Source organism: Mesorhizobium huakuii (assembly GCF_030160235.1).
GTDB classification, from domain to species: Bacteria; Pseudomonadota; Alphaproteobacteria; order Rhizobiales; family Rhizobiaceae; genus Mesorhizobium; species Mesorhizobium huakuii.
This window is the reverse complement of record NZ_BSNY01000018.1, coordinates 1-19877: the sequence shown is the minus strand read 5'-3', so window position 1 is coordinate 19877 and position 19877 is coordinate 1. Positions and strand designations below refer to the sequence as shown.

At 63.3% G+C, this 19877-nt stretch carries 28 protein-coding genes; 7 read left to right on the top strand and 21 right to left on the bottom strand.

The features are described from left to right. Nucleotides 1–23: 23 nt before the first annotated feature. The gene (locus QQK95_RS08660) at nt 24–536 is read right to left on the bottom strand and encodes a DinB family protein (protein ID WP_284271063.1); all 513 of its coding nucleotides are present in this window, start codon (nt 534–536) and stop codon (nt 24–26) included. Nucleotides 537–603: 67 nt separating this feature from the next. Between QQK95_RS08660 and QQK95_RS08655 the strand changes: the two genes are divergently transcribed. Continuing rightward, nucleotides 604–1296, top strand: coding sequence for a glutathione S-transferase family protein (locus tag QQK95_RS08655; protein ID WP_284271062.1), 693 nt, complete (start codon nt 604–606; stop codon nt 1294–1296). An 84-nt stretch (nt 1297–1380) separates the two neighbouring features. Here the strand turns inward: QQK95_RS08655 and QQK95_RS08650 are convergent, their stop codons facing one another. After that, the gene (locus QQK95_RS08650) at nt 1381–1653 is read right to left on the bottom strand and encodes a DUF2934 domain-containing protein (RefSeq protein ID WP_284271061.1); all 273 of its coding nucleotides are present in this window, start codon (nt 1651–1653) and stop codon (nt 1381–1383) included. A gap of 202 nt (nt 1654–1855) precedes the next feature. Here QQK95_RS08650 and ndk point away from each other — a divergent pair, with 202 nt between their 5' ends. Next, the gene (gene ndk, locus QQK95_RS08645) at nt 1856–2278 is read left to right on the top strand and encodes a nucleoside-diphosphate kinase (RefSeq protein WP_010915217.1); all 423 of its coding nucleotides are present in this window, start codon (nt 1856–1858) and stop codon (nt 2276–2278) included. Between the two features lie 157 nt (nt 2279–2435). Here the strand turns inward: ndk and QQK95_RS08640 are convergent, their stop codons facing one another. The 6 genes from QQK95_RS08640 to QQK95_RS08615 form a co-directional block, all read right to left on the bottom strand. Then, on the bottom strand, nt 2436–3203 hold the full coding sequence (locus QQK95_RS08640; RefSeq protein WP_284271060.1) for a YbaY family lipoprotein: 768 nt from the start codon (nt 3201–3203) through the stop codon (nt 2436–2438). A 96-nt stretch (nt 3204–3299) separates the two neighbouring features. Further along, entirely contained in the window at nt 3300–3779 is a 480-nt protein-coding gene (locus QQK95_RS08635; RefSeq protein ID WP_284271059.1) for a molybdenum cofactor biosynthesis protein MoaE, read from the bottom strand. Nucleotides 3780–3783: 4 nt separating this feature from the next. Further along, nucleotides 3784–4041: a molybdopterin converting factor subunit 1 gene (gene moaD / locus QQK95_RS08630; RefSeq protein WP_143976459.1), complete on the bottom strand. Its 258-nt coding sequence runs from the start codon at nt 4039–4041 to the stop codon at nt 3784–3786. Nucleotide 4042: 1 nt separating this feature from the next. Beyond that, on the bottom strand, nt 4043–4639 hold the full coding sequence (gene pgsA / locus QQK95_RS08625; RefSeq protein ID WP_010915213.1) for a CDP-diacylglycerol--glycerol-3-phosphate 3-phosphatidyltransferase: 597 nt from the start codon (nt 4637–4639) through the stop codon (nt 4043–4045). A 97-nt stretch (nt 4640–4736) separates the two neighbouring features. After that, nucleotides 4737–6803, bottom strand: a complete 2067-nt coding sequence (gene uvrC / locus QQK95_RS08620; protein WP_284271058.1) for an excinuclease ABC subunit UvrC — start codon at nt 6801–6803, stop codon at nt 4737–4739. Further along, nucleotides 6800–7564 (bottom strand): SDR family oxidoreductase, encoded by a 765-nt coding sequence (locus QQK95_RS08615; RefSeq protein ID WP_284271057.1) that lies wholly within the window; start codon nt 7562–7564, stop codon nt 6800–6802. The genes uvrC and QQK95_RS08615 overlap by 4 nt, the downstream gene beginning before the upstream one ends. Before the next feature lie 413 nt (nt 7565–7977). Here QQK95_RS08615 and QQK95_RS08610 point away from each other — a divergent pair, with 413 nt between their 5' ends. Then, nucleotides 7978–8634 carry an outer membrane protein gene (locus tag QQK95_RS08610; RefSeq protein WP_284271056.1) on the top strand — a complete coding sequence of 219 codons (657 nt, stop codon included), beginning with the start codon at nt 7978–7980 and terminating at the stop codon, nt 8632–8634. 62 nt (nt 8635–8696) lie between these two features. Here QQK95_RS08610 and QQK95_RS08605 read toward each other — a convergent pair whose 3' ends face one another. Further along, on the bottom strand, nt 8697–9293 hold the full coding sequence (locus QQK95_RS08605; protein ID WP_284271055.1) for a glutathione S-transferase: 597 nt from the start codon (nt 9291–9293) through the stop codon (nt 8697–8699). 420 nt (nt 9294–9713) lie between these two features. Continuing rightward, on the bottom strand, nt 9714–10100 hold the full coding sequence (locus QQK95_RS08600; protein ID WP_176478091.1) for a hypothetical protein: 387 nt from the start codon (nt 10098–10100) through the stop codon (nt 9714–9716). A 642-nt stretch (nt 10101–10742) separates the two neighbouring features. On the opposite strand from QQK95_RS08600, the gene QQK95_RS08595 reads away from it, so the two are divergent. Further along, the gene (locus QQK95_RS08595) at nt 10743–11054 is read left to right on the top strand and encodes a transcriptional regulator (RefSeq protein WP_284271054.1); all 312 of its coding nucleotides are present in this window, start codon (nt 10743–10745) and stop codon (nt 11052–11054) included. 22 nt (nt 11055–11076) lie between these two features. On the opposite strand, the gene QQK95_RS08590 is transcribed toward QQK95_RS08595, so the two are convergent. From QQK95_RS08590 to QQK95_RS08555, 8 genes are all read right to left on the bottom strand, one after another. Further along, on the bottom strand, nt 11077–11691 hold the full coding sequence (locus QQK95_RS08590) for a LysE family translocator (protein ID WP_284271053.1): 615 nt from the start codon (nt 11689–11691) through the stop codon (nt 11077–11079). Nucleotides 11692–11767: 76 nt separating this feature from the next. Further along, complete coding sequence (locus QQK95_RS08585) at nt 11768–12172, bottom strand: MFS transporter (protein WP_284271052.1); 405 nt, start codon at nt 12170–12172, stop codon at nt 11768–11770. Further along, on the bottom strand, nt 12099–12950 hold the full coding sequence (locus tag QQK95_RS08580) for an MFS transporter (protein ID WP_284271051.1): 852 nt from the start codon (nt 12948–12950) through the stop codon (nt 12099–12101). The genes QQK95_RS08585 and QQK95_RS08580 overlap by 74 nt, the downstream gene beginning before the upstream one ends. Then, entirely contained in the window at nt 12947–13783 is an 837-nt protein-coding gene (locus QQK95_RS08575) for a DMT family transporter (protein ID WP_284271050.1), read from the bottom strand. The genes QQK95_RS08580 and QQK95_RS08575 overlap by 4 nt, the downstream gene beginning before the upstream one ends. Further along, complete coding sequence (locus QQK95_RS08570; protein ID WP_284271049.1) at nt 13780–14361, bottom strand: TetR/AcrR family transcriptional regulator; 582 nt, start codon at nt 14359–14361, stop codon at nt 13780–13782. Before QQK95_RS08570 ends, QQK95_RS08575 begins: the two co-directional genes overlap by 4 nt. Nucleotides 14362–14636: 275 nt before the next feature. Beyond that, on the bottom strand, nt 14637–15089 hold the full coding sequence (locus QQK95_RS08565) for a hypothetical protein (RefSeq protein WP_019857300.1): 453 nt from the start codon (nt 15087–15089) through the stop codon (nt 14637–14639). A gap of 89 nt (nt 15090–15178) precedes the next feature. After that, nucleotides 15179–15541 (bottom strand): DoxX family protein, encoded by a 363-nt coding sequence (locus QQK95_RS08560; protein ID WP_284271048.1) that lies wholly within the window; start codon nt 15539–15541, stop codon nt 15179–15181. Between the two features lie 30 nt (nt 15542–15571). Beyond that, nucleotides 15572–15994, bottom strand: coding sequence for a VOC family protein (locus tag QQK95_RS08555; RefSeq protein WP_284271047.1), 423 nt, complete (start codon nt 15992–15994; stop codon nt 15572–15574). Between QQK95_RS08555 and QQK95_RS08550 the strand changes: the two genes are divergently transcribed. Together QQK95_RS08550 and QQK95_RS08545 are read left to right on the top strand one after the other, a co-directional pair. Beyond that, nucleotides 15981–16202, top strand: a complete 222-nt coding sequence (locus tag QQK95_RS08550; protein ID WP_284271046.1) for a hypothetical protein — start codon at nt 15981–15983, stop codon at nt 16200–16202. The two genes, QQK95_RS08555 and QQK95_RS08550, sit on opposite strands and share 14 nt — an antisense overlap. Beyond that, nucleotides 16153–16980: an AraC family transcriptional regulator gene (locus QQK95_RS08545; protein WP_409371668.1), complete on the top strand. Its 828-nt coding sequence runs from the start codon at nt 16153–16155 to the stop codon at nt 16978–16980. Before QQK95_RS08550 ends, QQK95_RS08545 begins: the two co-directional genes overlap by 50 nt. Nucleotides 16981–16999: 19 nt before the next feature. Here QQK95_RS08545 and QQK95_RS08540 read toward each other — a convergent pair whose 3' ends face one another. Genes QQK95_RS08540 through QQK95_RS08530 form a run of 3 tightly spaced genes read right to left on the bottom strand, consistent with a single transcriptional unit; the run spans nt 17000 to nt 19126 of the window. Further along, nucleotides 17000–17848, bottom strand: a complete 849-nt coding sequence (locus QQK95_RS08540) for a 23S rRNA (adenine(2030)-N(6))-methyltransferase RlmJ (protein ID WP_284271044.1) — start codon at nt 17846–17848, stop codon at nt 17000–17002. Continuing rightward, the gene (locus QQK95_RS08535; RefSeq protein WP_284271043.1) at nt 17845–18456 is read right to left on the bottom strand and encodes a hypothetical protein; all 612 of its coding nucleotides are present in this window, start codon (nt 18454–18456) and stop codon (nt 17845–17847) included. Before QQK95_RS08535 ends, QQK95_RS08540 begins: the two co-directional genes overlap by 4 nt. A 19-nt stretch (nt 18457–18475) precedes the next feature. Further along, nucleotides 18476–19126 carry a TetR/AcrR family transcriptional regulator gene (locus QQK95_RS08530; protein WP_284271042.1) on the bottom strand — a complete coding sequence of 217 codons (651 nt, stop codon included), beginning with the start codon at nt 19124–19126 and terminating at the stop codon, nt 18476–18478. A 112-nt stretch (nt 19127–19238) separates the two neighbouring features. Here QQK95_RS08530 and QQK95_RS08525 point away from each other — a divergent pair, with 112 nt between their 5' ends. After that, a complete protein-coding gene (locus QQK95_RS08525; RefSeq protein WP_284271041.1) occupies nt 19239–19709 on the top strand; it encodes a carboxymuconolactone decarboxylase family protein in 471 nt (156 codons plus the stop codon). Nucleotides 19710–19877 lie beyond the last annotated feature (168 nt).

Sequence of the window (19877 nt, the reverse complement as noted above, 5' to 3'; positions counted from 1 at the left end):
CCGGCGCAGGCCGCTCGCCTGGATCAGGCGAAAGCCCTGCCCTCTTCGGTACGCTGGAAATGCGCCAGATCGAGCGGCACGGAGGGACGGCCCAGAACCGTCAGGATCATATGCGCCTGGCCGCGGTGATGTGTCTGGTGGTTGAAGACATGCGCCAGCGCCGGCGCAAGGCGCTGCGAGACGGTGCGCATGTCCGAAAGCGTCATATAGGTGAAGCGGCCCGACAGCGCCTTGTCGCTCAAGCCAGAGAGCCAGTCGATGATCCGCCGGTCCTCCGCCTCGCGCGCCGTCCTCAGCTTGGGCAAGGCACGATGCAGTATGGTATCCAGCGCCGTCGGCGCGTCGCCCTCGCCGGTGAAGCGCTTCATCCAGATGCGATCGGCGGCAAGCAGATGGTTGAGGGTGCCCATCAGCGAGCCGAAGAAGGCGCCGACGTCGCGATTGAATTCCTCTTCATCGAGGTCCGCGGCGGCATCATAGATGCGGCCATTGGCCCATTGATTATACGCCGCAAACATCATGAAGTGCTGTTTCATCTTTTCTCCCGCCGCCCCGTTTCGGGGTGTCGCGAGCGATACCTAGACCGCAAAGAGACCCGCGCCAATGACCATTCTGCTTTATGAGCTCGTCGGGCGTGACGAGCGCCGTCCGTTCAGTCCGCATTGCTGGAAGGCGACGATGGCGCTGGCCCACAAAAGGCTCGACATCTCGACCGAGCCGACGCGTTTTCTCGAGGTGCCTACCATCGAGGGCGGCGCCTCGAAAACCGTTCCAGTGATCCGCGACGGCGACAAGGTCGTCATCGATTCCTTCGCCATAGCGCTCTATCTCGAGGAAACCTATCCGGACCGGCCGACGCTGTTTGGCGGCGAAGGCGGCAAGGCGATGGCGCGCTTCATCGAGCGCTGGTCGCAATTGACCATCCATCCCTACGTCACCACCGCGGCGCTCGTCGACCTCCACGCCATGCAGGACGAAGAGAACGCCGCGTATTTCCGGCAGAGCCGGGAGCGGCGCTTCGGCAAGCAGCTGGAAGATGTCGTCGCGGCGCGCGATGCCGGCCTGGCGGCGTTTCGGGCTTCGCTCGAGCCGCTGCGCTCGATGCTGGGCTACCAGCCTTTCATCGGCGGCTCCTCGCCGCTGTTTGCGGACTACATCGTCTTCGGCGCGCTGCAATGGGCGCGCATCGCCACGCCCTACCAGTTGCTTGAAGACAGCGACGTCGTGGCGCAATGGTTCGCGCGTTGCCTCGACCTGCATGGCGGGCTGGGACGAAAGGTTGCCGCAGCGGCCTGACGGCCGCAAGCGCCTGCCCTGCCCGCAAGGCAGCTTGGATGCGCCGTCAATCCGTGGCGAAAATCAGCGTCGGGATAACGGGCCTTACTTGGCCGCCTTCTTTGGCTTGCTGGTCTTCGGCTTGCTGGCCTTCGCGGCGGTCTTTTCTTCCTTGGGGGCGGCTTTGGCCTTGCTGGCGCCAGATGCCTTCTTGGCCGGCTTCTTGGCTGCCGGCGGCTTGCCCGCGTCCTCCCGCTCGATGTCGGCGGCCGCCTGGTGCCAATGGCGTTCGTGGTGACCGGCCGGTTGCCCCTCTTCCTGCCAGATCTGATGTGCGCGGTTGCGAATGCGCTCCTGACGATCGTCTGCCATGGTCATGTTGTCTCCATTCGGGCCGACTTCAGCGCGGCGCCGACGCGTGACTATAGCAAGCAAAGCGTTGCTGTGCAGCCATCTGATGTCGTCTCCCGGCTCGCCGGCCTGACCGCAAGCGCGCAGCGTTCCGCCCCCCTTGCTCTGGCTCCGGGCGGCTTGTATAGAGCCCGCCACTCTCAATTCCATTCTCAGACAAGGACGACCCATGGCGCTCGAACGCACCTTTTCCATGATCAAGCCGGACGCAACCCGGCGCAACCTCACCGGCGCCATCACCAAGATGCTCGAAGACGCCGGCCTGCGCGTCATCGCTTCGCGCCGCGTCTGGATGAGCCGCCGCGAGGCGGAAGGCTTCTACGCCGTCCACAAGGACCGTCCTTTCTTCGGCGAGCTGGTCGAGTTCATGTCGTCGGCACCGACGATCGTGCAGGTGCTGGAAGGCGAGAACGCCATTGCCAGGAACCGCGAAGTGATGGGCGCCACCAACCCGGCCAACGCCGCCGAAGGCACCATCCGCAAGGTGCACGCGCTGTCGATCGGCGAGAATTCGGTGCACGGCTCCGACGCGCCGGAAACCGCCGCGCAGGAGATCAAGTACTGGTTCTCGGACACCGAGATCGTCGGCTGAACCGACGCTGCGAAATCTCATGCAAAAGGCCGGCACTTCGCCGGCCTTTTTTGTTCTGGGTCGATCAGGTCTCGAAGTGGGCGGTCTAAGGCCTGCCAAGTTGGCCGAGGTGCCGCGCTATCATTATGGGGCCGTGTTCGAGCCGAACTCGTAGAGCTTAACTCGCGGCGCTGAAGCGCAGGATTTCGCGGCCGTCCTTGCCTGATATGGTGAGCTTGCCGGCATCGACCTTGTATGACGTCGCCTTGGCCAGGGCGTCGAGCAAGGCCTTTTCCTCCGCCATCACCTCCGGCGCGCAGGCCTTGTAGGTCGAGCCGATGTCGCTGATGGCGATCGCCTGGCCATCGACTTTGGCGGTGGCGAAATAGGTGTTGCAGGGGCCGCTGCCGCCGGCCTTGCCGGCCTCGCTGACCCGGAACGTCGCCTGCGGCGCGGTGATGGCGCCAATGCCATCGACATAGTCGACCACCCAGAGCTGGCCAAAGACGGAAGCGGCCGCCGGCCCGGTGCCTGGCGCCACCATCTTCAGCATGATGGTCTGCGGCGCGTCGGTCAGCGGATCGACCTGATGGCGCATATCGGAAATGAACATCAACTTGCCGTCAACGGTGATCCGCGCCTGCAACGCATAGGTCATCTGCGACCGGATCACCGACGGATCGAACTTGATCTCGAAGCTGATCGGCACCTGGCCGGTGGGCCTGACCGTCTGCTCGCCGATGATCCTGGCTGGCGCATCGGCCAGCGAAACATCCGCAAGCTGGACGGAAAGCACGGCGCTGGGCGGCAGGGCGATGCGCTCGCGATAGATCACCTCGCCCCTCACCGCCTTTTCAGCGGCCACGGACAGTTCCGGCACCGCCAAGATGCCGATCACCAGAGGCACGAGACCGAAGACGAAGAACTCCGAGAGCCTGTCCAGCATGACCACCTCCCTTGCCCCGGGCTGCCAATGTCCTGGGCTGACCAAGTGCGCTCAATTGGCCAAAGGATTGCGGTCAATACATGGCTGCGACGGGATTTATTCGGACGGTGACTTCCAGCGCTTTGCCGCCTGGGCGTCGGTTTCCTTGGCCTCGACCCAGCCACCTTCGGAACCATCGGCGCGGTGCTCCTTCTTCCAGAAGGGCGCGCGCGATTTGAGGTAATCCATGAGAAAGTTCGCCGCCTCGAACGCGGCCTGGCGATGGGCCGAGGCGGCCACCACCAGCACGATTTTCTCGCCCGGACGAATCTTGCCATGGCGGTGGATGACAGTGAGGCCTTGCAGCGGCCAGCGCTCAACCGCCTCGGCTGCGATACGGCCGATCTCGGCCTCCGCCATCCCAGGATAATGTTCGAGCTCCAGTGCCGATAGCGCGCCCTGCTCATCGCGGCAGAGGCCGGAGAAAGAAACCACCGCGCCGATGTCGGTGCGGCCTTGCGTCAGTCCGGCGATCTCGGCGGCGACGTCGAAATCCTCTCGCTGGATGCGCACGGTCGGCGCCAGGACGGCCGACACGGTGTCAGCCCCCGGTCATCGGCGGGAATAGCGCGATCTCGCGTGCGCCCGATATCTTTTCGCGGTGGTCGACATGTTCCTGGTTGATGGCAACGCGGATAACGTCGGGATATTGCAGCGCGTGTTCGTAGCCCTCGCCGCGCGATTGCAGCCAGCGCAAGAGGTCGGCGACCGTCTCGATGCCGGCGGGCAATTCGACATCCTCTTCAGGCATGCCGATCCGTTCGCGCACCCAGGCAAAATAGATGAGGCGGGTCGTCATTTCACTCGTCCATGATGTGCTTGAGGCCGGCGCGGAAATAGTCGTAGCCGGTGTAGAGCGTGACGAGTGCGGCGATCCACAGCAGCACAAGGCCCGTCTGTGTCGTCAGCGGGAAGATCTTGTCGCCGGCCGGCCCCGCCAGCAGGAAGGCGATGGCGACCATCTGGATGGTGGTCTTCCACTTGGCAAGCTGCGTCACCGGCACCGAGACCTTGAGCGCCGCCAGATATTCGCGCAGGCCAGAAACCAGGATCTCGCGGCACAGGATGATGATGGCCGCCCACAGCGACCAGCCGGCAATGCCGGCATGGCGATCGGTGTCGGCCGCCAGCAGCAAAAGGCACGTCGCGACCAGTAGCTTGTCGGCGATCGGGTCGAGCATCTTGCCGATGTTTGAGGTCTGCTGCCAGGCGCGCGCAAAATAGCCGTCGAAATAATCGGTGACGGACGCAAGCAGGAAAATGACCAGCGCCGACCAGCGGGCGAAGTCGCTTGATTTCAGATGGCCTTCGAGAAAAAAGCACAGCACCACCAGCGGCACCGCGATGATGCGGGCGTAGGTCAGCATGTTGGGCAGGTTGAACGCGCGCTGGGCCATATCTGGTAGACTCTTTCTGCCTGCGTACTCAAATCAGAAGGCAATGTAGGGGGTCAACAGGCCAGATTCGACTGGCCAGCTGAAAGTGCCGAATTTTTCAACTTTCGTGAAAATGATTGTAGACCAGTTTGGCGACCTGTTCGGAAATACCGTCGACTTTCCTCAGATCCTCGATCGCGGCACGGCTGACGGCCTTGGCGGTGCCGAATGCCAGCAGCAGCGCGCGCTTGCGACCGGGGCCGATGCCGGCGATCTCGTCGAGCGGACTTTTGACCATCTCCTTCTTGCGCCGCGCCCGGTGCGAGCCGATGGCGAAGCGATGGACCTCGTCGCGCAGCCGCTGGACGAAATAGAGCACGGGGTCGCGCACCGGCAGCGAAAAAGAATCCCTGCCCTTGACGAAAAAACGCTCGCGGCCGGCGTCGCGGTCCTGGCCCTTGGCGATGCCGATCGCCACGACGCGGTCCTCGATGCCGAGATCGGCGAGAATCTTGCGCACCGCCGTCATCTGGCCCTGGCCGCCGTCGATCAGGATGACGTCGGGCCAGGCCGGGAAGCTGCCGGAGATATCGTCTTCGATATCATCCCCTGCTTCCGCCGAGGCCGCATCGTCGGGCGCGGCATCGCCATGCTCCTTGAGCAGTCGCGAAAAACGCCGCTCCATCACCTCGCGCATCATGCCGAAATCGTCGCCCGGCGTGATCTCGGTCGAGCGAATGTTGAATTTCCGATACTGGTTTTTCACAAACCCTTCCGGTCCCGCGACAACCATGGCGCCGACCGCATTGGTGCCCATGATGTGCGAGTTGTCGTACACCTCGATGCGCACCGGCGGCTTGGCCAGGCCGAAGGTCTCGGCGAAACCGGCAAGCAGCCGGCCTTGCGTCGAGGTTTCGGCCAGCCTGCGGCCCAGCGCCTCACGGGCGTTCTGCAAGGCGTTGTCGGTCAGGTCCTTCTTTTCGCCACGCTGCGGCACAGAGATCGCAACCTTGCGGCCGGCGCGGGTGGAGAGTGCCTCGGCCAGCAATTCCTGGTCCTCGACGCTGTGCGACAGCAGAATGTTCCGCGGCGTCGGCTTGTCGTCATAGAACTGCGCCAGGAACGAGCCCAATACCTCGGCCGCTTCCAGGGCAGGATCGGCTTTCGGGAAATAGGCGCGGTTGCCCCAGTTCTGGCCGGTGCGGAAGAAGAACACCTGGATGCAGACCTGCCCGCCTTCCTGATGGATGGCGAAGACATCGGCCTCGTCGACGGTCGCCGGGTTGATGCCTTGATGGCTCTGCACATGCGACAGGGCGGCCAGCCGGTCGCGATAGATGGCGGCACGTTCGAAATCGAGGTCCTCGGATGCCTGCTGCATGGCGGCCGAAATCTCGGTCTTCACCTTCTGGCTGCGGCCGGACAAGAAATCCTTGGCCTCGGCGACCAGCTCGGCATAACCCTCATGCGAGATTTCGCCGGTGCAGGGGCCGGCGCAGCGTTTGATCTGGTAGAGCAGGCACGGCCGCGTGCGGTTCTCGTAGAACGAATTGGTGCAACTGCGCAGCAGGAAGGCGCGCTGCAGCGAATTGATGGTGCGGCCGACGGCTCCGGCCGAAGCAAAGGGGCCGAAATAGTCGCCCTTTCGCGACCGCGCGCCACGATGCTTGTAGATGCCGGGCGAGACGTGGTCGCCGGTCAAAAGGATATAGGGAAACGACTTGTCGTCGCGCATCAGCACGTTGAATCGTGGCCGCAAGCGCTTGATAAGATTGGCTTCGAGGAGCAGCGCCTCGATCTCGGTGCGGGTGACGACGAATTCCATCGTCGACGTCTCGCGCACCATGCGACCGATGCGGTTGGTGTGGAACCGGCCCTGCGCGTAGTTGGTGACGCGCTTCTTCAGGCTGCGCGCCTTGCCGACATAGAGCACGTCGCCGGCGGCGTTCATCATGCGGTAGACGCCGGGCGCGTTGGGCAGCCGCTTGACCAGGGTCTGGATCACCTCGGCACCAACCATGCCTTCGGCATCGCCGGCATGCGGCGTCCAGTCGATGGCCGTGAAGGCGACGTCCGGGCCTGTCGGTTCGACGATTTCCTCCAGCGCCTCATCCTCGAGGTCGATTTCGGGAGGCAGGTCATCGGCGCCGCCGCGCGGCTTGTTCTTTTGGTCTAAAGGACTCATTCCGTCATGCCTGTCACATCCGGCGTCTGCCATGCAAGATGCTGGCCGCCATCGAGCGCGATCATCTGACCGGTGACGGAGCGTGCATCCCAGAGATAGCGAATGGTGGCGCCGAATTCCGGCAATTCCGGGCCGCGCTTCAGGATCAGGCCGGCGAGCTGTGCGTCGAAATCGGCATCGTCCTGGCGCACATTCTTCAGCGTCGGGCCAGGACCGATCGCGTTGACACGAATGCGCGGGCCGAGCGCCTGCGCCAGCATCTGCGTCTGCGTCCACAAAGCCGACTTCGACAGCGCATAGGAGAAGTAGCGTGGCGTCGGCCGCCAGACGCGCTGATCGATGATGTTGACGATCAGCCCCTCGCGCCCTTCCGGCAAGGCGCGAGCGAAATGCTGCGCCAACAGCGCCGGCGTTTTCACATGGATGGCAAAATGGCGGTCCCAGGCCTGCCAGTCGAAATCATCGACAGAATCATCGACGAAGAGCGAGGCATTGTTGACCAACAGCGAGACCGGCCCAAGCGCGGCCTCCGCCTGGCCGACGAGGCCGCTGACGGCGTTCATGTCGGTCAGGTCCGCTCCAACCACGGTGGCGCGGCCGCCAGATTGATTGATCCCGGCGGCCAAGGCATCCGCCTCGTCATGCGAGCGATTGGCGTGGATGGCGACGGCGAAACCATGGCCGGCGAGGTCTTCGACAATTGCCTTGCCGATCCGTTTCGCCCCGCCCGTCACCAGGGCCGTGGCAATGGCTTTGCTCATCTGCTGTCAATCCTCAATTTCGGGCCGAAAACACGACGCCGACGAAATATGGCCCGGCATGCGTTAAACGGCATTCGCACTTGGGGCAGCATTGTGGCGAAACGCCCGGTTCGGCATGCCGACTCGTCTTGGAGTGGGAACCGCCGGAACGCAATATAGGACGCTGGACTCCTTGCACCAAGCGGTGTGCAGTGCAGCAAGAAATGGCTACTGACATTTCGCTGTTGCGAAGATGCAACGTCAAGGTTCCGCCTCATTCGCGCCGGGGAATGACCCAAGTTCAGGTTCGCTTCAGCCGCATTTTGACACGACATTTGGAACCGACGAACGCCAGATCCGTTTCACCCCCCGGACGGGTTGATGGCGATCGTGAGAAACAAGCCTGTGTCCTGTGGCTTAAGGAGTAAAGAACAATGCAAGCCAATCTCAAATTCGCACGGCCGCTGGCCGTTGCGCTCGGGCTCTTCGCCCTCGGTGGTACTGCCTATGCCGCAGACGTCGTCCAGGAAGAGCCCCCGGCACCCGCACCGGTTGCCGAACTGCCCGTCGCATCCTGGGCCGGCCCCTATGCTGGTCTTAACGTTGGCTACGGCTTTAGCGGCCGTACCAAGGAAAAGGATACCGGCTTTGACACCAGCACGAAGGGTTTCGTCGGTAGCGTCTTCGGCGGCTATCAGTGGCAGCAGGAGAACTTCGTGTACGGCGGTGAAGCCGAACTCGGCTACAACGGCGTCAAGGGTGACGACAACGGCATCCACTCCAAGGGCGGCTTCGAAGGCTCGCTGCGTGCCCGTCTCGGCTACGCTGTGACCCCGGAAATCCTGCTCTATGGCACCGGCGGTCTCGCCGGCAAGAGCCTGAAGGTGGAAGATAGCGATCTTAACGCCAGCGACCGCGCCACCATGCTCGGCTGGACCGCCGGCGTCGGCACCGACATCAAGCTGACCGACAATGTCTTCGGCCGTGTCGAGTACCGCTACACGGACTTCGGCTCGAAGAGCTTCGATGGTATCGGCAAGGTCAAGGCCACCGACAACCGCGTCACCTTCGGCCTCGGCATGAAGTTCTAAGTCGTTCAAGCCACGACACGAAAAAGCCGGGCCTCGCGCCCGGCTTTTTTATTGCCGGCCGCTCAGGCCGGTACCGCCGACTTCAGCTCCGGAAATTTCTCGTCGAAACGCGCTGCCCAGCGGGTCAATCGGCCACGGCCCTTCTCCCATTTGCCGGCGAAACGGAGCGAGAGATAGCCGAGGCAGGCGCGCAGCGCCATTTGACCGGCCGTGATCTTCTTCGGCAGTTTCGGCGGGTTGGCATTGAGCAGATCGAGCGCGGCGGTGATCTTCGCCCACTGGCGGTCGAGCCAGGGCTGATAAACCATCTCCTCAGGCCGGGTGCGGCGCTCGTAGACCATCGACAGCGCGCAATCGCAGATACCGTCGGCCAGCGCCTCCAACACTTCGGCTTCCAGCCGCTTGTCGGGATTGCGCGGAAACAACGCGCTCTTCGAAATGCGGTTGAGGTGCTGGGTAATGGCGCGGCTGTCGTGGATTGAGCGGCCATCGTCGAGCACCAGCACGGGGATCTTGCCGAGGGGATTGGCGCCGATCAGTTCGGCCGGCTTGTCCTCGGTCTTGACCGACACCAGATCGATCGCGATCCCGGCATAGGCCGCGGCCATCCTTACTTTGGAGCTGTAGGGAGAGGTGGAGGCGTAGAGCAGCTTCGGCATGACCGGTTTCCTGTTTGCAGGCGCCCAGTGTTGACTGGACAGGCGCTTGCGATCAACCGCCAGAGCACGAAAAAACAGCAGCCAGAAACCGGTTACGGTTTCTGCTCCGGACATCACGGACAAGCCTACGGACAGGTACGCTGAAAACACAAGTTAGCGACGACGGCAGGTTGACGGGATTCAAACCTGCATTCGCATCACACGAAACCCAAGCATCGCGCCCGGGCCTTCACCGACCGCGGCAAGGAGACGATCCAAAGAGCGAGCGAGGCAGCCAACCGGCGCCTCGCTTTGCTTGCCCCTCGGTCCCATCCCGATGTTCAGCCATCAAGGCTGAACCCGCTGCCGGATAGCTTCGATCCAGAGCGTCAGAGCGTCCTTGCGAACCCCGAAGGGATACGCGACGCCCCAACGACCTGTCTACTTCTTGGCCGGAGCCTTCGCCTTCGCAGGCGCTGCCTTGGCCTTCGGCGCGGCGGCTTTCTTCACCGCCGGCTTCGTCGCGGCCGCTGCGGCTTTCGCGGCGGGCTTTGCCGCTGCTTTCGCTGCCGGCTTTGCCGCTGCCTTGGCGGCGGGCTTTGCTGCAGCCTTGGCGGGCGCCGCTTTCTTGGCCGCGGGTTTCGCTGCTGCCTTGGCCGCCGGCTTCTTCGCAGGTGCTGCCTTGGCGGCGGGCTTTGCCGCTGCCTTGGCGGGCGCTGCCTTCTTCACTGCCGGCTTCGCCGCAGCCTTGGCCGCTGCAGGCTTCTTGGCCGGTGCTGCCTTCGCCGCGGGCTTTGCCGCTGCCTTGGCGGGCGCTGCTTTCTTCACTGCCGTTGCGGCCTTCGCCGCGACTGCTTTTGCGGGTGCTTTCTTTGCCGGTGCCTTGGATGCCGGCGCTTTAGATGACTGCTTAGCCATGTCATGCCCCTTCACGTTATGCCGTTGGCCGTGAATGACCCCGGCGCGCAATGCATATCTGACTCGCGGCTCGCTAGCCAGCGAAGCAATGGTATGATTTTCTCAGTTTAAATTTTGGTTGAGATCGACACACGATCGCACTCATCATCGCAAAAATTCGCTGCTGATCTTCTGATATCGCCAGCAACTTGACACCGGCATTCCCGATGCGAGCCAGCCATGAAGCCGCGAAGATTAGCGAGCAGCCTCACGCATGATCTTCGACCGCGAATATCCCAAGCTGCCTCCTCTTCGAAACGATCAACTTCGGCAAGCGAACGATCCGTGTGGATCACGAGCGCGACGCGGCGACCGATCTGAAGATCACCTTGTCAAGCGCACTTCCATTGCCTTCTGCTGATTGACAGATAACTCTGCAGGGCAGAGTATTCTATGCAAGGCAGGAGCTGGCGATTTGATTTCGATCACACAAAGGCAACCGACGGGACCGCTGCCCGCGATCGCCGGGCCAAGCGGCGACAGTCCGGGGCTTTGCCGCGGTGGGGTCCATCGGTGAGCGCCGACGACATCATCCATCAGGGCACACGGCTCAGGATCATGGCCATCCTGAACACGTTGGAAAGGCGCGAGGCGCTGGAGTTCGGCCAGTTGAAGGCCATGATCGAAACGACCGATGGAAATCTCGGAGCGCACATCGATACGCTGGCCAGGGCGGGCTATGTCGATGTTGAAAAGCTTTTCGTCGGGCGACGGCCGCAGACCCGCGTCAAGGCAACGACGATTGGGCGGCGGGCCTTTCGCGGCCACATTGCTTTTCTTCGCAAGATCATCGACCAGGCCGAGGCTGCGAAACGCAGGAAATAGCGCTGCGGCCGAGCGATCTCCCTCAGCGCGTGGCGACCACGGCAACGCCGGCGCCGATCATGACGCCGCCTGCCGCGCGGTTGACCCGGCGCACGATCCTTGGCGTGCGCAACAGACTGCGGGCGCGGCCGGCGAGCAGAACATGCCCGCCGATCACCACAATCTCGACAGCCACGATCACCGCGACCAGTATGCCGAGATGCGCTGATGTGAGCGAGGCCCCGACGACGTTGGGAAGCAGCGCCACATAGAACAGCGGCATTTTCGGATTGCCGAGATTGAGCGCGACACCGGTGGCGAAGATCTTCAGCAGCCCGCGCCGTCCGGAGACGGGCTGCAACTCCGGCACGACGGGCACGGCCGTCCAGAGCCTGATACCCATCCAGATCAGGTAGGCTGCTCCGCAATAGCGAAGCACCGTCATGACGATTGCCATCTTGGCGGCGATGATCGACAGGCCGAAGGCTGCAAGCATCAGGAAGATAAGGATCCCGAGCACCGTGCCGGCACCGTAGGCGATGCCCGAGGCGGCGCCGCTGGAGATCGTGCGGGCGACGATGGTCATGTTATCGGGGCCGGGGCTGGCCGCGAACACGAAGAAGGCGGCCGCGAAGGCAAGGATGGTGGCAAGGTCCATGAGGTTCCCGAAAGTGACGTGTTGCTCTCGGGTGTCCAGATTAGCCGATTTGCCTGCCGGCGATAGCCTGGAAAATTCAGCACCTTCGCGACACCAGCAGCGCGGCCGCGGCGGATGCCGCGCCGAACAGGCAGGTGCCGCTCCAGCCCCACGCCGAAAAGGCAAGTCCCGCGAGACCCGAGCCGCAGGCGCCGCCGAGAATCATCGTCGCCATGAAGATGGTGTTCAGGCGACTGCGGGCGGTCGGATCGAGGGCATGGATGCGCGCCTGGTTGGCGACCTGCGAAGACTGCACCGCGAGATCGAGGATCAGCACGCCGACGATCATCGCCGCCAGCGATCCCTGGAACAGGCCGAAGATGGCGAAGGCGGCGACCACCAGGCCAGCGCCGATCGAAACGATGACGTCAGGCCCGCGCTGATCGGCGAAACGGCCGGCGAGCGGAGCCGTAAGCGCGCCGGCGACACCGACCAGCGCCATCAGCCCCACCGCCGTGGCGCCGAAATGATAGGGGGCTGCGTCGAAAGGCCAGAGCGAGCGTCGACCAGAAGCCGATGAAGGCAGCGAAGATCAGTGCCTGCACGACGATCGCCTGGCGCAAGACGCGATGCATGCGCAGCAGCGTCCAAAGCGAGCCGAGCAACCTGCCATAACTCAGATCGGTGACCGGCTCGACGCGCGGCAGGCGCCAGGCGAGCGCCGCGCCGGTGGCAAGCATCAATGCGGCGGCGGTCGCGAAGACGGCCTGCCATCCCCAGATGTCCGAGATGAAGCCGCTGACGGTGCGGGCAAGCAGGATGCCGACGAGAATGCCGCCGGTGACGATGCCAAGCACACGGCCGCGCTCATGCGGCGCTGCCAGATGCACGGCCATCGGCACGATCTGCTGCGTGACCGTGGCGAACAGACCAATGCCGATACCGGCGACGACCAGCCAGGAAAAGCCGGGCGCCAGCCCGGCAACGACAAGGGCGACGACCAGCGCCGCCATCGTCGACAGGATAAGGGACCGCCGTTCGAGCCGGTCGCCGAGCGGCGCCAGAAACAGGATGCCGACGACATTGCCGAGTTGCGTCATGACGGGAAGCGCCGAAACCGTGCCGGCGGACAGAGAGAACTGATGCGCCAGCAGGCCGAGCATCGCCTGGTTGTAATAATTGTTGGCGACGGTCAGCCCCGCGGCAACGGCGAGTATGGCAAGCAGACCATTGTCGATGGCGGTACCGCGCGTGCCTGTAGGCGCATGGATTGCCGTCACGATTGATAACCGAGGCAGATGGCGCCGAGCGCGACGACGGCGCAGGCGCCGACGCGGCGGGGCGTCAGCGTCTCGCCAAGAAACAGCCGTCCGATGAAGGCCGCGAAGACGACGCTGGTCTCGCGGATCGCGGTGATCGGGCCGGCAGGCCCGAGCGCGAAGGCCTCCACCACGACGCCATAAGCGAGAAGCGCGAACAGGCCGCCGCCCAGAGCCTTCCAGGTTTCCGGCGCTCGTGGATCGACAACAAGCCTGCCGCGGCAAGCAACGAAGGTCGCCGGCAGCAATGCGCCATAGGCGAGCAGCACCCAGGCGGTGTAGGCGCCGACATTGCCCGCCGCATGGACGCCGATCGCATCGACCGTCGCATAGGCGGCGATGATTGCTCCCGTTGCCAGCGCGTAGAGGATCGATGTCGTGGCGGCTCTTCCGCGTCCAAGCGACAGACCCATGATGCCGCCACCGACCAGGGCAACGCCGACGGTCTCCGGAACGGTGAGCTGTTGGCCGACGAGCAGGAAGCCGCCAAGGGTGACGAGCAGAGGCACGCTGCCGCGAACGATCGGATAGACCTGCCCCAATTCGCCATATCTGTAAGCGGCTACCAGGAACATGCTGTAGCCGACCTGCAGGCAGGCCGAGAGGGCTATATAGAGCCAGGCCGATGTGGCTGGAAAACCGTTCATGATAGCGAGAGGAATGGCCAGCGCCGTGCTGGAGAAGCTCATCACGGTGACTGTCCACAATCTGTCGGCGCCGGTTCGCAGGAAGGCGTTCCAGCTTGCGTGCAGGATCGCGGCGAAGAGCGCGAGCCCGATGACCAGCGGGCTCATTGCGGCCTGCGCGAGGCGGCGATGATGTCCAGGGCCGCTTTGCGGGCTTCGCGCAGAGCGGTATCCCCCTGCCCCATCTGCGCCATCAGGGTCGCCCCTTCGATCAGCATGAACAGCGTTGCCGCCACGTTCTCTGCCCGGCCGCGCGGCATCACCTCCGACAGGATCGATCGCATGCGCTGGCGAAGGCCATTCTTCTGCCTGGCGGCAGCCTCGAACACCGGATGCCCGGGATCGCCGAACTCGGCCAGCGCATGCGCGAACAGGCAGCCGTGGAAATCTGGCCTGCGGAACCAGCGGCGATGCCAGTCGAAAATCTCCGCGATCTTCTGCTCCGGCGCGATGCTCTTTTGGGCAAGCTTGTCGAGCTGATCATCAAAACGCCTGGCGCGATAGTCGAGCACCGCGACGATCAGATCGTCCTTGCTTGGGAAGTGCCGGTACATCGTCATCTTGGCCACGTCGGCCTCGGCGATGATCCGGTCGACCCCGGTGGCATGGAAGCCGGCGCGTTTGAACAGCGCATAGGCGGTTTCGACGACATGCTGGCGTTTGTCGGAGAGAGTTGACGGTGTCATGGCGTTTGCCGTGTGATGAGACAGGTCTGTCTCATATCTGTGCGATGGATCGCGCCTCCTGTCAACACGACAAAACGCCTGCGGCTGATCGAGCCGCAGGCGCCAAAGCAATCGGGAATGGAGGGCAGCGCTTAGGGTATGTTGAGATTCAGGTCAGGCCGTGTCGAAAACGGTGGTTTCCGAGAACCGGAGCGGAGGGCACTTGAAGTACGTGAGCACCGGAAGCGCAGGAAACCACCGTTTGCAGGCCGGCCTCACCTGAATATCAATATTCCCTAGCGCAGGACGCGGCAGCGGCCGTTATAGACCATCCAGCGGTCGAAGCCCGAAACGCAGAACTCGACATTGTCGCCGATCGAGGCAAAGCCCTGGCCTTCCTCGATCAGGTACCAGATGGTCCGGTCGCGCCCATCGGAGAGGCTGACGGTGGCGCCGCAATAACGGCGACCGATCGGCCAGGTGTCGTTGGCCGGCAGATAGCGGTGCTGGTGGATGCGCCGGAAATCGGTGATCTGCACGTCAGGCAGATGCGGCACGTGATGCACCTGATGGGAGAAGCGGCTGGTGATCTTGCTCAGCACCCAGGGCTGGCCGCAGACGCCGCCATCGTCGTCGGAATAGACGGCAAGGTCGGCCGCCTGCGCCGCCTGGGTGATACCGAGAGGCGCGGCAAGCGGGGTGCAGAGCGAAATCAGGGCGGCAAGTGCGGATTTGGCGAAGCGAGTCATGGCAGCCTCTCAAGGTCGATTGCGCGCACTGTGCGGATTCGCTTGGCGGCGGTCAAGCGGTTGCCGAAACAATGGTTTCCAGAACAAGACTAGACGGTTGCCGCAAGCAGCAATCCGCCAATAACGGCGAAATTGACCAGAAAGGCGGATCGCGACGTCTGCCGTTCCAGGCCCTCACAGGCCCAGAACCGCAGCAGGAGCATATTCACCGCCGTCGTAAACACCACCAGCACGCCGGCGGCGACAGCCACCGCAATGCCCAGGGCAAGCAGGGAGCCGGCGGCGATCTCCAACGCCGAGCCCGCGGCGAGCAGGAAAGCCGGGGCCGGAAACTGCCGGGCGGCCAGATACGCGGTCATTGCCTTGAACTTCACGAAATGTTCGACGCCGGCCCATACGAACACGCCGCCGATCAGAAGCGCGCCCAGCGCCTGAACCGTTTGAGCGAGCATGCCAACCTCCTGCCAGATGCCTGTCTGCGTTCAGTCCTCGGGAAGGAAGGCAGGGTTGAACACGACTTCCCAGAGATGGTCATCCGGATCCTGGAAATAGCCGGCATAGCCGCCCCAGAACGTGTTTTGGGCCGGTTTGACGGGGCGCGCGCCGGCGCTGATGGCCTTTGCCATCACGGCATCGACCTCGGCCTCGCTCGTGACATTGTGACCGATGGTGAATTCGGTCGGGCTGCGGCCGGTTTGGGCGATGCCGGCGTCATGAGCGATGTTGGGGCGTTCGAAGATCGCGAACTTCAAGCCGTTCTGAAGATCGAAGAAGGCGACGGCGCCGTGCTCGAACTCCTTGCCGATGATGCCTTCGGTCGGAAATCCGAGTCCTGTTTGGTAGAATTCGAGCGACGCTTCCAGATTATCGACACCAAGCGTGATGACACTGATGCGAGCTTTCATTTTTATTTCTCCTTTCTATACTCTGGACTTGCACGGTATCGGTGATCTCGGCGCCGAAGTGGTCGCGAATGGCACCGAAGACCCTTGGTGTGGTTTGCCATGGCGGGAGCGGCCGGCATTGAAGATTTCGGCCAAAATGGCCGAGGCTTCGGACCCGAATGACGAGCCGGCGAGAAGACCCAGCGCCGAGCAGACTGACGAGAGCTGAAGGGATGGAAGCGGTACTGGCGCAGACCACCGGCTCTTTCCAGGAAAGGCCCGCAGACAGGCGGCTGGCTGCCTCTTTCGTGTCCGTCTGGGTTCACCGCATGCGGGACCGGGACGCTCCACCGGTGGTGATAACGCCGGATGCGACGATCGACCTGCAGTGGATCGACGGCCGGTTCCGGGTCGCGGGACCGGACCGGGAGCCGCAGATCGAGACATTGCCGTCAGGATCGACGATTGTCGGCTTCAGATTCCGGCCGGGGGCGGCCGCCGGCTGGCTGGGCGTGCCGGCCAACCGAATCGTTGGAGAACGACTTGACCTTGGCGAACTCTGGGGCACGCAGGCGCGCCATCTGGCAGGCCGCATCCAGGCCACCCCCGACCTCACCAAGCTGGTGGGACAGTTGGAGGAGGCAATCGGCGCATACATGCAAGACCACCGCGCACCCGATGCGGCCATGGGTTTTGCCTTTGACGCTATCGACCAGGGACTGCCGGTCGACAAGCCGCTGGTGCCGTTCCTGCTGCGCACCTTGCATATGAGCGAGCGGACGCTGCGCCGCCGTTTCGAGGAAAGTTTCGGCTATGGCCCAAAGACGCTCGACCGCATCCTGCGCTTTCATCGCTACCGGCGCCTGAGGCAAACGTCTGGCGATGCTTCGACCGCGGTGCTGGCGATCGAAGCCGGCTATTCGGATCAGGCTCATCTGATACGCGAGAGCAGGCGATTGTCCGGCGTCACGCCATCGACGCTCGCGGACGCCTCCTCGAGAACATAGCAGCGCCACCCGACGAGGCCTACTCTCCCGCCAGCCATTCCAGCGACCAGTGCGCCGGCTTTTCCACGGCAAGCAATTTGTGCAGGGCCGGCAACACGGTTCGCAATTCGCCTTCCAGCGTGAAGGGCGGGTTCACCACCACCATGCCGCTGCCATCGAGGCTGGGCTCCAAGGAGGCCGGTCTGATCTCGAATTCAATGTCGAGTATCTTCGGGATGCCGGATTGCTTCAGCGCCTTCCTGAAGGCGATCACCGCCTTGCGGTCCTTGATCGGATACCACAGCGCGTAGATGCCGCCGGGCCAGCGCTTGTGCGCCCTTATGAGCCCGTCGACGAGGCGGCCGAACTCGCCCTCCTCCTCGAAGGGCGGATCGATGAGCACAAGGCCGCGCTTCTCCTTCGGCGGCAGATGCGCGCCGAGCGCCAGCCAGCCATCGAGTTCCATCACCCGCACCTGGAAGTCGCCAGCGAATTCCGCCTTCAGCCTGGCGGCGTCTTTCGGGTGCAGTTCGATCGCCGACAACCGGTCCTGCTTGCGCAGGAGATGGCGCGCGAGCAGCGGCGAACCCGGATATTTCTTTACGCCGTCCCCCGGATTGACCGACCGCACCGCCTCCAGATAGGGCGCCAGCAGCGCGCCCGCCCCGGCGTCGAACGAGGCATCGATCAGCCTGCCGATGCCGCCCTGCCATTCGCCGGTCTTCTGCGCCTCGAGCGACGACAGATCGTAGCGGCCAATGCCGGCATGGGTGTCGACGACGCGAAAAGCCTTGTCCTTCTGCTTGAGATAGTCGAGCAGACGCGTCAGCACGACATGCTTGACGACGTCGGCGAAATTTCCGGCGTGGTAGGCGTGGCGGTAATTCACTTAGGCCCCCTGCCCCAACGCGGCGGCGGTGGTTGCGAGTTCGGATTGTCCGGCCGGCCGCCGTCAGAACGCCGGGACAGCAGGAAGCCGATCAAGCCGACCGCCATCAGGGCGAAGCCAACCGGCCGCGCACGCCGGTCGGTTTCGCCGACACCGGAGCGCAGGATAAGGTCGACCGCCCGCATCGGTATGTCCTCGGCGTCGCCCGGACCGACGGTGAAGAGGTATGAACCGGCATTGACGCTCGCGATGACGCCGGCGTCGTCGCGAAAGATCTTGTCGGGCAACTGCGGGCTGGCCTGGCGCAGATTGTCGACATGGTTGAACTGCAACGTCGAGGCAAGCACCGTGCGGCCATTGGTGGCGGCGGTGAGCGTCAACACCGTGCGCTGCTGAGAAACGATGCGTTCGGCCCGCGCAGTGAGGTCGACCAACACCCGAACCGGCGCGTCGCGTCCCGAGAGCGACACGGTCAACGGCTTGAAGCGGCCTTGCTCATAGACCCGCCAAGTGCCGATTTCGCGGCCGGAAAAATTGGTCATCGCCCAGGGGTAGATGAGGCTGACGCCGGTGCCGGCGAGCAGGATCAGGACAAACAGAAAGCGCATTCAGACACTCACCTCGTATTCACGCCTTGCCGGACAACTGGCCAGCGTCGGCACCGTCGCGCAGGCGTTCCATCTCGTCCAGCAGCATGTCGAGGCCGAGTTCGAATGTCTTGTCGAATTCGGCGGTACCGAAAAAGCGCCCGGCGGCCATGACATTGGGAAAATCCCGGGCCAGTTGCTCGTCGCTGACCGTGTTCACCGCCGAAGGGCCTTTGGCATAGCCCGCATTCTCATCCAGGACCGCGCCCATCAGGTAATAGCCGACGGCACGAAACAGCCGCGCGCTGAGTTCGGTGTCGAAGCCGCCATCCCTGAACAGGCTCAGAATGCCGTTCAGCCAGGCAAGGCAGATCGGCGAGTTCATCCTGTAGGTGACAAAGAAGGTGGCATAGGCAGGATGGTCGCGGCCGATACGGCGAAAATCCTCGATGGCGATGCGCATTCTTTGCCGCCATGGAAGGCCGGCGTCGGGCATTTCAAGAGCACCGATCAGCCGGTCGACCAGCGCTTCGTGCAGATGCGCCACCGATGGAAAATGGTGGTAGATGCTCATCGCCTCGCAGCCGAGTGCCGCCGCCAGCTTGCGCATTGAAAAGCCCGCGAGCCCCTCCTTCTCGATCACCTCGAAGGCTGCGTCCTCGATCATTTCGCGCGAGAGGCGCCCGCGCACTCGCTTTTTTTTGATTGACGTGTCCATTGCGCCGCTTGACAACTTACACTGTAAGGTTCATTTTCCGCATCACCTTACATCGTAAGGCTAACAAAGACCAGAGGAGAATGTCATGTCCAATTATCGCATTCTTTCATCCGTGCTTTCATCGATACACCACGGCTGCCTGATCGCTGCCGCCGGCTGTGCACTGGCCCTGGTCGCGGCACCTGCCCATGCCGACGACTATGATGCAACCCTCAAGGATATCCAGTCGACCATGGGCGGCGTACCGAGCTTTGTGAAGCAGTTTCCCAAGGCCGGTCTGCCCGGCGCCTGGGCCGAGGTCAAGGCCATCGAACTCAGCGACAAGACGGCGCTGCCGCCAAAGGTCAAGTCGCTGATCTCGCTTGCAGTGGCGGCGCAGATTCCATGCAACTATTGCATCTGGTCGGATACGCAGGACGCCAAGCGCGCCGGCGCCACCGACGAGGAGATCCAGGAAGCCGTGGCGATGGCCGCGCTGACCCGCCATTGGAGCACCATCTTCAACGGCATGCAGGTCGATTTCGACACTTTCAAGAAGGAGATGGGCGGGCAATAGGCTATTCGACCTGGAAGCACTCGACCGCCTCCAGGTCGATCCATGCCCAATCGACAAAGGATATGCGACCGTTTTGTCGTGCCCGCCAGGGGATGGCCCGCAGGGCGCGAAGAGCTATGCTGGAATTTGGGTGACGAGGCTGATCAAGCGGCGCTCTGCGGCTTCAAT

What these genes read in the sequence shown, in the direction of transcription:
- QQK95_RS08660 (WP_284271063.1), bottom strand. Translation starts at nt 536, where the DNA reads ATGAAACAGCACTTCATGATGTTTGCGGCGTATAATCAATGGGCCAAT.
- QQK95_RS08655 (WP_284271062.1), top strand. Translation starts at nt 604, where the DNA reads ATGACCATTCTGCTTTATGAGCTCGTCGGGCGTGACGAGCGCCGTCCG.
- QQK95_RS08650 (WP_284271061.1), bottom strand. Translation starts at nt 1,653, where the DNA reads ATGACCATGGCAGACGATCGTCAGGAGCGCATTCGCAACCGCGCACAT.
- ndk (WP_010915217.1), top strand. Translation starts at nt 1,856, where the DNA reads ATGGCGCTCGAACGCACCTTTTCCATGATCAAGCCGGACGCAACCCGG.
- QQK95_RS08640 (WP_284271060.1), bottom strand. Translation starts at nt 3,203, where the DNA reads ATGCTGGACAGGCTCTCGGAGTTCTTCGTCTTCGGTCTCGTGCCTCTG.
- moaD (WP_143976459.1), bottom strand. Translation starts at nt 4,041, where the DNA reads ATGACGACCCGCCTCATCTATTTTGCCTGGGTGCGCGAACGGATCGGC.
- pgsA (WP_010915213.1), bottom strand. Translation starts at nt 4,639, where the DNA reads ATGGCCCAGCGCGCGTTCAACCTGCCCAACATGCTGACCTACGCCCGC.
- uvrC (WP_284271058.1), bottom strand. Translation starts at nt 6,803, where the DNA reads ATGAGTCCTTTAGACCAAAAGAACAAGCCGCGCGGCGGCGCCGATGAC.
- QQK95_RS08615 (WP_284271057.1), bottom strand. Translation starts at nt 7,564, where the DNA reads ATGAGCAAAGCCATTGCCACGGCCCTGGTGACGGGCGGGGCGAAACGG.
- QQK95_RS08610 (WP_284271056.1), top strand. Translation starts at nt 7,978, where the DNA reads ATGCAAGCCAATCTCAAATTCGCACGGCCGCTGGCCGTTGCGCTCGGG.
- QQK95_RS08605 (WP_284271055.1), bottom strand. Translation starts at nt 9,293, where the DNA reads ATGCCGAAGCTGCTCTACGCCTCCACCTCTCCCTACAGCTCCAAAGTA.
- QQK95_RS08590 (WP_284271053.1), bottom strand. Translation starts at nt 11,691, where the DNA reads ATGGACCTTGCCACCATCCTTGCCTTCGCGGCCGCCTTCTTCGTGTTC.
- QQK95_RS08585 (WP_284271052.1), bottom strand. Translation starts at nt 12,172, where the DNA reads ATGGCGCTGGTCGGTGTCGCCGGCGCGCTTACGGCTCCGCTCGCCGGC.
- QQK95_RS08575 (WP_284271050.1), bottom strand. Translation starts at nt 13,783, where the DNA reads ATGAGCCCGCTGGTCATCGGGCTCGCGCTCTTCGCCGCGATCCTGCAC.
- QQK95_RS08570 (WP_284271049.1), bottom strand. Translation starts at nt 14,361, where the DNA reads ATGACACCGTCAACTCTCTCCGACAAACGCCAGCATGTCGTCGAAACC.
- QQK95_RS08565 (WP_019857300.1), bottom strand. Translation starts at nt 15,089, where the DNA reads ATGACTCGCTTCGCCAAATCCGCACTTGCCGCCCTGATTTCGCTCTGC.
- QQK95_RS08560 (WP_284271048.1), bottom strand. Translation starts at nt 15,541, where the DNA reads ATGCTCGCTCAAACGGTTCAGGCGCTGGGCGCGCTTCTGATCGGCGGC.
- QQK95_RS08550 (WP_284271046.1), top strand. Translation starts at nt 15,981, where the DNA reads ATGCGAGCTTTCATTTTTATTTCTCCTTTCTATACTCTGGACTTGCAC.
- QQK95_RS08555 (WP_284271047.1), bottom strand. Translation starts at nt 15,994, where the DNA reads ATGAAAGCTCGCATCAGTGTCATCACGCTTGGTGTCGATAATCTGGAA.
- QQK95_RS08545 (WP_409371668.1), top strand. Translation starts at nt 16,153, where the DNA reads ATGACGAGCCGGCGAGAAGACCCAGCGCCGAGCAGACTGACGAGAGCT.
- QQK95_RS08535 (WP_284271043.1), bottom strand. Translation starts at nt 18,456, where the DNA reads ATGCGCTTTCTGTTTGTCCTGATCCTGCTCGCCGGCACCGGCGTCAGC.
- QQK95_RS08525 (WP_284271041.1), top strand. Translation starts at nt 19,239, where the DNA reads ATGTCCAATTATCGCATTCTTTCATCCGTGCTTTCATCGATACACCAC.